Consider the following 12,445-nt stretch of genomic DNA (forward strand, 5'->3'; position numbering starts at 1 on the left):
GCAGTGATAGACAGATTTGGAGACGAAGAATGAAGCGTATAACAGCCGTGATGATCGCAGGTCTTTTGGCGAGCGGTGCCCCGGTTCTGGCACAGACGGCGAAACAAACTGACTGCGGCTATCAGGCCGATGTCGTCAATGCCGTGCGCCAGGCGCGGCTTGAACGTGTCAAAGAACGCAAAGTTGCCGCGCATGTTCAGGCGGCGGCACCCGGCTGGCCTGAAAAGTATTCTGCGGTTGTGCCACTGGTGGCACCGTGGATCTATGAGATGAAAATGTCCGACGTGAAAACAACTGATCTGGGCGCGGCTTGGAATGAAATGTGCATGGCCCGGTAAGCCATGAAATCAAGGCTGAGCGCCCAAGGGGGCCAGCCCCCATCGCCCTGAAGGGCGATACCCCCGGAGTTTACCTGGCAAAATGAAACAACTGTTTCACGCAGTGGGTTCTGGACTCTGTCCATGCTGGGCCAATATATAGTGTTATGAGTCTGCCCCCTGGATTTTTAGATGAATTGCGAAGCCGTTCCAGCCTGTCACAGGTGGTGGGGCGCAAAGTCATATGGGATGCGCGCAAGTCCAATCAGGGCAAGGGTGACATGTGGGCCCCATGCCCGTTCCATCAGGAAAAATCTGCCAGTTTTCATGTGGATGACCGCAAGGGCTTTTATTACTGCTTTGGCTGCCATGCCAAGGGGGATGCGATTACCTTTGTCCGTGAAACCGAGAATGTGAGTTTCATGGAAGCGGTCGAAATTTTGGCGCGCGAGGTCGGGATGCCGGTGCCCAAGCAGGACCCGCGTGCGCAACAGAAGGCGGACAAACGCACCCAGCTTGCGGAGGTGATGGAGCAGGCCGTTCAGTTTTTCCGGTTGCAGTTGCAAACCGGTGCGGCGGTGGCGGCACGGGAGTATCTGGCACGGCGCGGGCTATCGGCGCAGGCCTTGGAGCGTTGGGAGATCGGCTTTGCCGCGGATCAGTGGCAGGGGTTGTGGGATCATCTGAAGGCGAAAGGCGTCGAGGATGAACTGATTTTTGGTGCTGGGCTGGCCAAGCCGTCGACCAAGGGCGGGCGGCCCTATGACACCTTTCGGGGACGGATTATGTACCCGATCCGCGATGCGCGAGGGCGTGCTATTGCCTTTGGCGGGCGTGCGATGGACCCGAGCGACAACGCCAAATATCTGAACTCGCCCGAGACGGAATTATTCGACAAAGGCCGCAGCCTGTACAACGTAAAAGAGGCACGCACGGCCGCAGGGCGGGGGCAACCCTTGCTGGTTGCCGAAGGCTATATGGACGTGATTGCCTTGGTCGAGGCCGGGTTTGGTGCGGCGGTTGCACCGCTGGGCACTGCGATCACCGAAAGCCAGTTGCAGATGTTGTGGCGGATATCGCCGGAACCGATCATCACGCTGGACGGCGACACCGCTGGTCAGCGCGCCGCGTTGCGTCTGATTGACCTCGCGCTGCCACTGCTTGAGGCGGGGCAATCCCTGCGGTTTGCGATGATGCCAGAGGGGCAAGACCCTGATGATCTGCTGCGTGCCCACGGGGCACCAGCGCTACAACGGTTGCTGGATGGGGCCATGCCCATGGTACGGCTGTTGTGGCAACGCGAGACGGAAGGGCGCGTCTTTGACAGCCCCGAACGCAAGGCCGCGTTGGACAAGGCGCTGCGCGAGAAAATCAAGCTGATCAAGGACCCGTCAATCCGCAGCCACTATGGTCAGGAAATCAAGGACCTGCGCTATCAGCTGTTCCGGCCACAACAGGCGAAAAAGGCCTTTACGCCGGGCGCGCGCAGCGGCGGGCAGGGGCGGTGGAATGCGGCACCGCAGGGGCCATCGCCCAGCGCAAAGTCATCGATGTTGGTCACCGCCGCCGGGTTGGGCGCGACAGAGCATTTGCGCGAGGCGGTGATCCTTTGCGCTTTGCTGGAATGCCCCGCGCTGGTCGAGGAATTCGAGACCGGGCTGGCGGCGATGCAGTGTCAGGACAGCCATCATGGGCGGATCAGGGATTTGATGTTGCGCCACATGCATCTGGAGCCCGCAGCGTTGCGCGAAAAGATATACGGCGCACTGGGCGAGCAGACCCTTGAAAATATGCGGTCGCAACGCCACGTTGCAGTGACGCCGTGCATTAGGACCCCCGGCAATTCCGACATGACCCGAATGACTGTTGCCGAAGAGCTGGGCAAGCTGGAAGCCGTTCGCGGGTTGGATGCCGAGATTGCCGATGCCATGGAAGATCTAACCGGCGTCGCCGACGAGGGGCTGACGTGGCGGTTAAGTGAGGCGGCGCGAAATGCCGACCGTGCGCAGCGTAGCGGGCAGGAAGATACGGCGGAATATGACATCGCGGAAAACGGTGCGCATATCAGCCGAGACGAGCGCAGCGCCTTTGATGCGTTGCTTGGGGCGATCCGTGGAAAGGGCGCTGAGGAAGATAAATGACCCCTGCGTGGCTTTTTCGTCGGGATGTTTAATAAAAAGCAGGGTAACGGGTTTAAGAATCACCCAGAACCCCGCATGATTCGGAAAATTTCGAATCACCTCAGGTGATTCGTGTATGTTCGCTGGAGGAAGCTTAATGGCCGCCAAAGATACTAATGAAGACGCGAAGTCTGACGATCAGGATGCCGGCCACTCGCTCGACATGAGCCAAGCTGCCGTCAAGAAAATGATCGGTGACGCCCGTGAAAAAGGCTATATCACCTATGATCAGCTGAACACGGTTTTGCCGCCCGAGCAAGTTAGCTCGGAGCAAATCGAAGACGTGATGTCGATGCTGTCCGAAATGGGCATTAACATTATTGAAGACGAAGACGCTGAGGAAGAAGAAGCCAAGGGCGGCACCGATGTTGCCACCACGGACAGCAACCGCGATGTAACGCTGTCGGCTTCGACCTCGGAAAAGCTGGACCGTACCGATGACCCCGTGCGCATGTATCTGCGTGAAATGGGGTCTGTCGAACTGCTGAGTCGTGAGGGTGAGATTGCCATCGCCAAACGGATCGAGGCAGGTCGCAACACGATGATCGCGGGGCTTTGCGAAAGCCCGCTGACATTCCAGGCGATTACGATCTGGCGTGACGAACTTTTGTCCGAAGATATTTTGCTGCGCGATGTGATCGATCTTGAGGCGACATTTGGCACCCAGATGGGCGAGGAAGAGACCACGCCGGTTGTCCCCGCCGTCCCCGGAGCCGAGGCCAAGCCTGTTGAAGAAACCAGTGAGGTTGATGCAGACGGTAACCCGATTGCAAATGACGATGACGACGATGAAGATGAACAAGCCAACATGTCGCTGGCCGCGATGGAAGCCGCGCTTAAGCCACAAGTGCTTGAGGCGCTGGATATCATCGCTGACGATTATGTTCGCCTTAGCGAAATTCAGGACAGCCGGATTTCTGCGACCCTGAATGAAGACGGCACGTTTTCTAAGAAGGACGAAGAAGAGTACCAAAAGGTTCGCTCGGAAATCGTTTTGCTGGTGAACGAGCTGCACCTGCACAACAACCGTATCGAAGCATTGATTGACCAGCTTTATGGCATCAACCGTCGCATCATGCAGATCGACTCTGCGATGGTGAAACTTGCCGACCAAGCACGGATCAACCGCAAGGAATTCGTCGACAACTATCGCGGCTACGAGCTTGACCCGAACTGGATGGAACGGATGGCCGAGAAGACCGGTCGCGGCTGGCAGATGTTCATTGAGCGCTCCTCGGACAAGGTAGAAGATCTGCGCGCTGACATGGCCCAGGTCGGTCAGTACGTTGGTCTTGATATCTCTGAATTCCGCCGCATCGTGCAGCAGGTTCAGAAGGGCGAAAAAGAAGCGCGTCAGGCCAAAAAAGAAATGGTCGAGGCAAACCTGCGTCTGGTTATCTCGATCGCCAAGAAATACACGAACCGCGGCCTGCAATTCCTTGATCTTATTCAAGAAGGTAACATTGGCCTGATGAAGGCCGTTGATAAGTTCGAATACCGTCGCGGCTATAAATTCAGCACCTATGCGACATGGTGGATCCGTCAGGCAATCACCCGGTCCATCGCGGATCAGGCGCGTACCATCCGTATTCCTGTGCACATGATCGAAACGATCAACAAACTGGTCCGCACAGGCCGTCAGATGCTGCACGAGATCGGCCGCGAACCAACGCCCGAGGAATTGGCAGAAAAGCTGCAGATGCCTTTGGAAAAAGTGCGCAAGGTGATGAAAATCGCCAAGGAACCGATTTCGCTGGAAACACCGATTGGCGACGAAGAAGACAGCCAGTTGGGCGATTTCATCGAGGACAAGAATGCCGTGCTGCCGCTCGACAGTGCCATTCAGGAAAACCTCAAGGAAACGACTACGCGGGTTCTGGCGTCACTGACGCCACGCGAGGAACGTGTGCTGCGGATGCGGTTTGGTATCGGTATGAACACTGACCACACGCTCGAAGAAGTGGGCCAACAGTTCAGCGTTACGCGCGAACGTATTCGCCAGATCGAAGCCAAGGCGTTACGCAAGCTTAAGCACCCAAGCCGCTCGCGCAAGCTGCGGTCGTTCCTGGATCAGTAAAGCTGCATTTCAGTATTTTGCGTAAGGGGCGGGGTCATTACCTCGCCCCTTTTGCGTTGTGCAGCCACCTGCTTACGTTCTGGGTATCAGACCCTTTCAAGCGGCAGATAGGGTTTTTCGGGGTGAACGGACTGGATAAAATCCCCTGCCTTTACGATCCCTCCCTTCTTAACCACCGTCATGATGCCGGACTTTCGCACGACCTCACCGCTCTCACCCTTCCACAACACGGCGGACAGAAGCCCCGGTTGAAAGTCATTGATCTGGTGGCAAGGGTTTCTGAGGCCCGTCACTTCAAGCTCTACCGTCTCGCCAAGGCGCAAGATGGTCCCCCGCGGGAGCGCCAGCAGATCGATGCCGACGGTCGTAATGTTCTCCCCAAGATCCGCAGGATGAAGGGTAAATCCTTTTCCGGCGACCTCGTCGAACAGTTCTGAATGGATCAAGTGGACTTGCCGAAGGTTGGGTTGCGTTGGATCAATTGCGACGCGAGAGAGATGCATTACAGTCTCACCAAGGTGAGCATCACCTTCGACGCCTAACCCGTCTATAACACGTATTTCAGGCACTACTCTTTTGGAGAAGCGATGAACGCTATCCCGCGCGACGGCAATAACTCTTCTGGTCAACAAGGCGTCTCCGATCGATTTTAAACAGAATATGCGAACACTCTCTGTCGCACCACAGGATGTCAAACAGGGCCCAATCAGCCCCTCAGTAACAGCAAGACACCAGTCACCGAGCTGTGATTTTGCTATTTGCAACGCGGCACTACCTTAGCAATACAGCCGCTGAACAGGAGAAATTCAAATGCGTTCAATTCTTGCTGCCGTTATCTGTGTCACCGTGCCTTTTACCGCCTATGCGCAGAGCTACGAGGCGATCAACCGCTTGAATGTTATTCCACTTGGCGGATCAAGCTTTGAGGTGATCGAGGCACGGGGCGAAGGCCCGAGCGGTATTTGGTGTGCCGCCGCAAGCTACGCGCAGGACCGCCTTGGGCTAACCAATTCAACACGGATGTATATCAAAACCCCACGTGGCCCGTCGGTCAGTGGTGCGGGTCCCACCGGTGTTGTTTTCACAACTGACCCAAACGATCTGCCAAGCCCGCCACGGAAATCTTATTCCATTAGCGTTGATCAACAAAGCATTGGTCTGACCATCGGGCATAGCATCCAGTATTGCAAAGATTACATTATTGAATTGCACGACCTGTAAGGGATGAAGCCTGTTATGAAACGCAATATAGCAGCAGTCGTCATCGCCTCGGTGATGGCGGGCCCTTTGGCGGCCCAAAGGTATCCGGCAAACGGCCGGCTGGTATTCACGCCACTCGAAAACGGTGTCCGGATCGAAGGTGACACGGGCAATGGTGCGGGCGGCATTTGGTGTGCTGCTGCGGATTATGCACGTGATGAGCTTGGCGCAAGGAGCGACCAAGATCTCTACGTTAGTGAGCCGCGCATTCGCGGGCTTGGCCACCCTAACGCCGTGTCATTTACGCTTGATCCAACCGGTTTGACGCCGGTGGAAGTTTTGATCGTCGGCCCATCGCTTAACCGACAGGGATCGCGGCTGTCTGTTGGGCATGCATTGTCGTTCTGTCCTGATCTGTACCTTCCCAGCCGCTGACCGGTGGTTGTCTGTACCAGATTGCGCGCCTAAGCTGCATAAATGATTGCCGAGTTTCAGATCACCAGCCGAGGGCAGGGCCTGTATGAGTTCACAGGTGACGTGGCCAGATGGTTAAACGGTCCGTCAGACGGGCTGCTGACGCTGATGGTACGTCATACCTCTGCGTCCTTGTTGATACAGGAAAATGCCGATCCGGATGTGCAGCGCGACTTGCTGGCGTTCTTTAACCGTGCCGTTCCGCGCGGCGATGATCCGTCGATGTCGTACCTGACACACACTCTGGAAGGACACGATGACATGCCAGCCCATATCAAGGCAGCGATGCTACCCATCAGTTTGTCGATCCCGGTTCAAGCAGGGGTGATGATGCTGGGCACGTGGCAGGGTATCTATCTGTTCGAACACCGCGACGCACCTCATGTCAGGCGCGTCGCAGCACATTTTGCGGCGTCTTAGATTACGGCATTACCCCACCGGCATCAGGTGAATTTCACGCACGGCAGCATGGGCAGGGGCCTCAAGCGCGTGCATGACAGCCGATGCCACATCATCGGGTTGCAGCTTGTCTGGCTTGGCCTCATCAAAGAATGGCGTGTTCACCATGCCGGGGGATACCACCATGCAGCGGCCACCCCATTCGGCCATCTCATCCGCCAGATTGCCTGCGAAGCCGTGGATAAAGAATTTGGTCGCGCCATAGATCGACCCTTTGATATGACGACGTCCCGCCGCGGAGCCGGTGACGATGTATTGGCCGGTCGTCTTGCGCAGATGTGGCATGGCTGCATGGGCGGTATAAAGCGCGCCCATCACGTTCAGGTCGACCATGGATTTCCAATCTTCGGGATCGCCCTTTTCCGTGCCGCCTTGCACCGTGCCACGACCCGCGTTTGCAAACGCGGCGTCCACTTGGCCAAACTTGTCGGCCAGTTTGGTCAACGCATCCTTTTGAGCCTGATAAGATGTTGCATCGCCGGGCAAGGCAATCGCTTGCGCGCCGATTTCATTCACCAGTTTGTTCAGCTTATCCTCGCTGCGCGCGAACAATCCGACGTTCCAACCAGCGGCTGCGGCAGCCTTGGCTGTTGCGGCACCGATGCCGCTGGATGCGCCAGTAATAAAGAGGGTCTTGGTCATGATCGTCTCCTGAATTCTGTGTCGTTCCGGGGCCAACGCACGGGCACGCTGTTGGGTTCATGCCACTTTTCAAAGCACAACATCTAGCGTTGCATTTCGCCCCTACCCAAAACTCTGCGGGTATCCTATAGTTCTAGACAAGAGGGCGAGCAGCCCCACTATTGAGGCGGATTAGAATATAGAGGGGGACGGCAATGCGCTGCCCGTTTTGCGGAAATATAGATACCCAAGTCAAAGACAGCCGTCCGGCAGAGGATCACGTATCCATTCGCCGTCGCCGGTTTTGCCCGGCCTGTGGTGGCCGTTTTACGACCTATGAACGTGTGCAACTGCGCGATCTGGTGGTCATCAAAACGTCAGGCAAACGCGAAGACTTTGACCGTGACAAACTTGAACGCTCCATTCGCATTTCGATGCAAAAACGCCCGATTGAACCCGAGCGGATCGACCAGATGATTTCCGGCATTGTACGGCGTCTGGAAAGCATGGGCGAAACGGACATAGGATCTAAGCAGATCGGTGAAATCGTGATGGAGGCTTTGGCCCGCATCGACACCGTTGCCTATGTGCGTTTCGCGAGCGTTTACAAAAACTTCCAAGCGGCGGATGATTTCGATAAATTCGTGCAGGAATTGCGTCCCGACGTTCCGTCAGAAGAGTGACAACCGCAGCCGACACTCGATTTATGGCGCTTGCCCTGTCGTTGGGCAAGCGGGGGGAAGGGGCGGTTTGGCCCAATCCCGCCGTGGGCTGTGTCATCGTGCAAGGCACCCGTATCGTGGGGCGCGGCTGGACCAAGCCCGGCGGGCGTCCCCATGCCGAAACCGAAGCGTTGCGCCAGGCGGGTCGTGCCGCCAAGGGTGCAACTGCCTATGTCACGCTTGAGCCTTGCTCACACACGGGAAAAACCCCGCCCTGTTCGCAAGCTTTGATTGATGCGCAGATTGCGCGCGTGGTCATTGCCTGCACCGATAGCGACCCGCGTGTCAGCGGCCAAGGGATTGCGATGCTGGAAGCTGCTGGCATCCAGGTCGAAATCGGCCTGTGGGAGGATCAGGCCCGCGCGGATCATCTCGGCTTCTTCTCAAAGGTAGATCAAGGCCGCCCTATGGTGACACTAAAGCTGGCAAGCAGCTTTGACGGGCGCATCGCGACCGCGACAGGGGATAGCCAGTGGATCACTGCTGCGCCAGCGCGCAGATTGGTGCATGCCATGCGCGCGCGCCATGACGCGGTGATGGTGGGCGGCGGTACAGCGCGCAAGGATGATCCCAGCCTCACCGTCCGCGACCTTGGCATATCCCGCCAGCCGGCGCGCATCGTGATCAGCAAGCATCTTGATCTGCCCTTGGGCGGTAAACTTGCGCAAACAGCATCACAAATTCCGCTGCTCCTGTGTCATGCGCCCAGTGCTGACCCGCAATTGGTCAAGGCATGGCAGGGCATCGGGGCGACCCTGCTGCCTTGTGCGATCAGCGCGGGGCAACTTGACCCGCATGACGTGCTACAGAACCTCGGCAACCACGGGCTGACCCGTATCTTCTGCGAAGGCGGCGGCGGCCTTGCTGCCAGCTTGCTCAATGCGGGGCTGGTCGACCGTCTCATCGGTTTTACCGCAGGGGTCGCGATCGGTTCTGACGGCATACCCGCAATCGGCCCGCTTGGCATATCCCGCCTTGCTTCCGCCCCACGCTTCAAACTCCACTCAGCTCAAACCATCGGCCCTGACGTGCTACACATCTGGGACCGCGCTTAACCCTTATCTTCCAAATGGTCCTAAATCCCGGGGGTTTGGGGGCTGGCCCCCAACCGCGCGTTCCTTCTGGGGGCTGGCCCACAGTCCAGTGCTCAGCCCCTACGCCACAGATGTGATCTGCTGGCCAGCGCACCTTGCAGCTTGGCCAGTAGCCGGTTTGCCACGCCGGGATGCGGGATATCTCCGTCACTGATCCGCTCCAATACCACCTCAACCGAGCAGGCGCTGCCTGTGCGCGGATCGAAATATCGCGGGTAATCGATCAACGTCGCGTGAACGAGGCCTTCTAACGTTACTTTTGCTCGGCGGCGCGTTGGCACCTCTCCGCGGTCATCAGTCAGCCCCCAGCCCGCATAGAACGGCGCGCCCAATGTGACGACCTTGATGCCCCTTAGCAGGGCCTCGAACCCCAAAAGCGAGGTCATAGTCCAAACCTCATCAACATGGGTAAGTGCTGCAATGGGATCAGCATGCCTTAGCACAACATCAGCAAGACCGGTGGCATCAACAGCCCCGTTGCGCAGACCGGCTTCGACGTCAGGATGGGGTTTGTACACTATCACGGCATTGGGATGCACTGCGCGTACTGCTTGTAGCAGCGCCAGATTGGTCGACACCGCACCCGCCCCTGTTCTGATCGATGCGTCATCTTCGACCTGACCCGGCACCAGAATGCGGTACCCCTTGGGGATTTTCTCAAGACCAGCCGCGCCGCCGAGGTTATATTTGCTCGCTCCGCTGGTGCGCAAGGCAGCGATCAGACGCTCGGCGTGCAGCTGTTGGTCGGGCCGCATTTTTTGCCGTGTCTCGATCCATTTTTCCAGCCGACTGGGCTGGTGGGGATCATAGTAAATGCCCAGATCGTCACACACCAACGATAGGGGGGGTACCAGATCGGCCCCCAGCCCGCGCGAGCGCAAGAACCCGTCTTCGACCCGAATTGCCCCTTCGTGATCACTACCCGCTTTGCCAGCCCAAACCATCCAAGGCTTACCTGCCTTGCGTGCGCGGACTGGATCATCGTGGAACACGACTGGCGACCACGCACCAAAGAAGCGTTGCAGGGGCCGGCGTTTCCACAGCCGCATGGCAGAGGCGGTCCAGCCGTTGTGATCCTCGCGCCAAGCGCGGGTTTGTGCTGCCAGTGTTTCGATGGCTGTTTCCAGATCGCAAAGCTGGTCGCGGTGCGGGTCATACCATGTGGGATATAAAATCATCGCCGCCGCAAAAATCTGGGCGCGGGTAAGTGTGCGTTGACGGCGCTGTACGGGAAATTCGTCATCCGTCAGGCCCCAGCCCGCATAAAACGGCTGTCCAAACACGCGCGGTTTATGGCCGGCAAAAATCGCTTCGAAACCCATTTGCGACGACACCGTATAGACGCCAACAGCCCCTTCAAACAGCGCCCAGGGGCTGATCGGGTCCGTTAGCAGTGTGATCTGATCATTGGTATCTTCTGGCCTGAAATGTCCCACACGGTAGCCTTTGGTCGTCTCTGGGTGGGTTTTGATGATAATGCGTGCACCGGGGTTTTCCTGCTGGGCAAAAACCAGCATTTCCAAAAACCGCGACCGGTCTGCGCCGGATGCCGTCACCGACGCGTCGCCGCGCGTCTGGTCGATCACCAGCACATAGCCGGGGTCGGGTGCGGGCCGATTTGCGTCAAAGCCGGTGTATTTGGTAAGATGCGCCTCGATCATGCGGGCAATGCAGCCGCGCGCGCGGTTCAACAACGCCGTATCATCCAACGGATGACTGGCCAGCAAGGTTTCCAGATCAGACGGGCGGGACGGATCAAAATGGGCGGCTTTGCTATCGATCAGCAGCCCCAAGGGCAGCTCGCCCGCGCGGCCGGGAAACAGCGAGCGCAGCATCGCATCCTCAATGCGTAAGACGGGGGCACCACGTTTTGCAGCCACCGCAAGACCGCGATGGGCCGTCGGGGAATTGCCCCAAACCGCGACGGCGTCCCCTTGTCGTGGCAGGCCAAGATGAATGGAATATCCCGATAGCTGCAAAATCCGCCGCAGCCGTTTCTGCCGCAGAAATCCGCCATTATACACAAAAAGCCGCCGGCCCTTGTCAGGTCCGGCGGCGGGGCTGTCATATATCTCAGGCCCTAAAGCCATTTTTGCGATCAGTCGCTCGAGGCGAGACTGCTGAGCGCGTTGATCGAGCCTGCAGGGCCAGTGATGGAGGAGATCACCTTGGTCCACTGGGTAAACGGCGCTTCGGTCACATAGAGCGTGTCGCTATCGCGGATCACAAAGTCGCGGGCCATGAACATGCCGTTGGGCTTGGTCAGGTTCAACACGTAAATCAGCCGTTGTGCCCCTTGCAGATCGTTGCGGCCCAGAACCTGTGCGACGACCTCTTGGGGTTCGTTGCGGAACACGAAGACACCGGTTGGATCAGCCGAGCGTGGGTTCAGGCCCCCGACCTGCGCAATCGCTTCGAGGGCGGACAGGTTTTGCGATTCAAATGGCACCCTTTGTTGGGAACCGGTAGCCCCCAGTGCGGTGAACGAACGTGTGTCTTCCTCGACCAGAATACGGTCCCCGCCACGTAGGGCGATGTCCAGCTCGGGGTGCTCATACAGGTCTTCGAACCAAATTTTGCCGCGATGCCCGCCCCGCAGAACGGTGATCTGGGCGATTTCCGGTGTGATCGACACACCGCCGGCGCGCGCCAGCATGGTCGACAACGTCCGCGTTGGACGCTCAATCGCATAGACGCCTTGGGCGCCCACGGCCCCGATCAGCGATACGGTTGTGCCATCGCCTGCAAGACGGCGCACCTGAACCTGCGGATCAGGTGTTTGTTCGGACAGGCGTTCGGTGATGATACGGCGGATGGCTTCGGGGGAATTGCCTGACGCCTTGATGCGCCCGGCATAGGGCACAAAGATAAAACCCGCCCCGTCGACTTGAACTTCTTCGAGCAAGGTTGCGTTGCTGGCCTCGTTGGCCAATAGCCCGTCATCGACGTTTTCCCAGATCGTCAGGCCCAGCGTATCACCGGCATTGATCGTGTCCGATCCGATTTTCCCTGCGTTGATAAAGGCTTGGTTAAATCCCAAGGCAGGGGTTACGGCAGTGGCGCGAGTCACGCGATCATTCACTTCTACAATGAATGCGTCACCTTCACGCTGCACTGAACCGGAAAATATCTGACGTTTATTCGGGCCAAGTTGGGGCAAGCCACATGAAGATATCACCGCCGTTGCCACAAGAACTGCGATGGGACGCGCCCACCGAAAAGATACGGATTTCACTGCCCGGTCTCCTCGACCTATTTCAAATTCTGCCTCAAGTTCACCGATTGTTTCGGCGTAATTTGG

General features: G+C 57.8%; 12 protein-coding genes. 8 read left to right on the forward strand and 4 right to left on the reverse strand.

Annotated features, from left to right (window positions below):
• Positions 1-29: 29 nt before the first annotated feature.
• The 3 genes from BM347_RS07225 (at position 30) to rpoD (ending at position 4,574) form a co-directional block, all read left to right on the forward strand.
• Positions 30-338, forward strand: coding sequence for a hypothetical protein (locus BM347_RS07225; RefSeq protein ID WP_093915762.1), 309 nt, complete (start codon positions 30-32; stop codon positions 336-338).
• Positions 339-484: 146 nt separating this feature from the next.
• Entirely contained in the window at positions 485-2,458 is a 1,974-nt protein-coding gene (gene dnaG / locus BM347_RS07230; protein WP_093915763.1) for a DNA primase, read from the forward strand.
• Positions 2,459-2,594: 136 nt separating this feature from the next.
• On the forward strand, positions 2,595-4,574 hold the full coding sequence (rpoD, locus tag BM347_RS07235; RefSeq protein ID WP_093915764.1) for an RNA polymerase sigma factor RpoD: 1,980 nt from the start codon (positions 2,595-2,597) through the stop codon (positions 4,572-4,574).
• An 86-nt stretch (positions 4,575-4,660) separates the two neighbouring features.
• Here the strand turns inward: rpoD and BM347_RS07240 are convergent, their stop codons facing one another.
• The gene (locus BM347_RS07240; RefSeq protein WP_281247846.1) at positions 4,661-5,077 is read right to left on the reverse strand and encodes an MOSC domain-containing protein; all 417 of its coding nucleotides are present in this window, start codon (positions 5,075-5,077) and stop codon (positions 4,661-4,663) included.
• Between the two features lie 307 nt (positions 5,078-5,384).
• Here BM347_RS07240 and BM347_RS07245 point away from each other — a divergent pair, with 307 nt between their 5' ends.
• From BM347_RS07245 to BM347_RS07255, 3 genes are read left to right on the forward strand one after another with little or no spacing between them, the layout of a single operon-like run.
• Positions 5,385-5,795, forward strand: a complete 411-nt coding sequence (locus BM347_RS07245) for a hypothetical protein (RefSeq protein WP_093915765.1) — start codon at positions 5,385-5,387, stop codon at positions 5,793-5,795.
• A gap of 15 nt (positions 5,796-5,810) precedes the next feature.
• A complete protein-coding gene (locus tag BM347_RS07250; RefSeq protein WP_093916087.1) occupies positions 5,811-6,209 on the forward strand; it encodes a hypothetical protein in 399 nt (132 codons plus the stop codon).
• A gap of 42 nt (positions 6,210-6,251) precedes the next feature.
• On the forward strand, positions 6,252-6,668 hold the full coding sequence (locus tag BM347_RS07255) for a secondary thiamine-phosphate synthase enzyme YjbQ (RefSeq protein WP_093915766.1): 417 nt from the start codon (positions 6,252-6,254) through the stop codon (positions 6,666-6,668).
• Positions 6,669-6,677: 9 nt separating this feature from the next.
• Here BM347_RS07255 and BM347_RS07260 read toward each other — a convergent pair whose 3' ends face one another.
• Positions 6,678-7,349 carry an SDR family oxidoreductase gene (locus BM347_RS07260; RefSeq protein ID WP_093915767.1) on the reverse strand — a complete coding sequence of 224 codons (672 nt, stop codon included), beginning with the start codon at positions 7,347-7,349 and terminating at the stop codon, positions 6,678-6,680.
• Between the two features lie 194 nt (positions 7,350-7,543).
• On the opposite strand from BM347_RS07260, the gene nrdR reads away from it, so the two are divergent.
• Both nrdR and ribD read left to right on the forward strand, forming a co-directional pair.
• On the forward strand, positions 7,544-8,011 hold the full coding sequence (gene nrdR, locus BM347_RS07265; RefSeq protein WP_093915768.1) for a transcriptional regulator NrdR: 468 nt from the start codon (positions 7,544-7,546) through the stop codon (positions 8,009-8,011).
• A 23-nt stretch (positions 8,012-8,034) separates the two neighbouring features.
• Positions 8,035-9,105: a bifunctional diaminohydroxyphosphoribosylaminopyrimidine deaminase/5-amino-6-(5-phosphoribosylamino)uracil reductase RibD gene (gene ribD / locus BM347_RS07270; protein WP_093916088.1), complete on the forward strand. Its 1,071-nt coding sequence runs from the start codon at positions 8,035-8,037 to the stop codon at positions 9,103-9,105.
• Between the two features lie 92 nt (positions 9,106-9,197).
• Here ribD and BM347_RS07275 read toward each other — a convergent pair whose 3' ends face one another.
• Both BM347_RS07275 and BM347_RS07280 read right to left on the reverse strand, forming a co-directional pair.
• Positions 9,198-11,234 carry a capsular polysaccharide biosynthesis protein gene (locus tag BM347_RS07275; protein ID WP_093915769.1) on the reverse strand — a complete coding sequence of 679 codons (2,037 nt, stop codon included), beginning with the start codon at positions 11,232-11,234 and terminating at the stop codon, positions 9,198-9,200.
• A gap of 8 nt (positions 11,235-11,242) precedes the next feature.
• Positions 11,243-12,379, reverse strand: a complete 1,137-nt coding sequence (locus tag BM347_RS07280) for a polysaccharide biosynthesis/export family protein (RefSeq protein ID WP_093915770.1) — start codon at positions 12,377-12,379, stop codon at positions 11,243-11,245.
• Positions 12,380-12,445: the final 66 nt, after the last annotated feature.

Origin of the sequence: Sulfitobacter marinus, from assembly GCF_900116285.1 — a bacterium.
In the GTDB taxonomy this organism is placed as follows: domain Bacteria; phylum Pseudomonadota; class Alphaproteobacteria; order Rhodobacterales; family Rhodobacteraceae; genus Sulfitobacter; species Sulfitobacter marinus.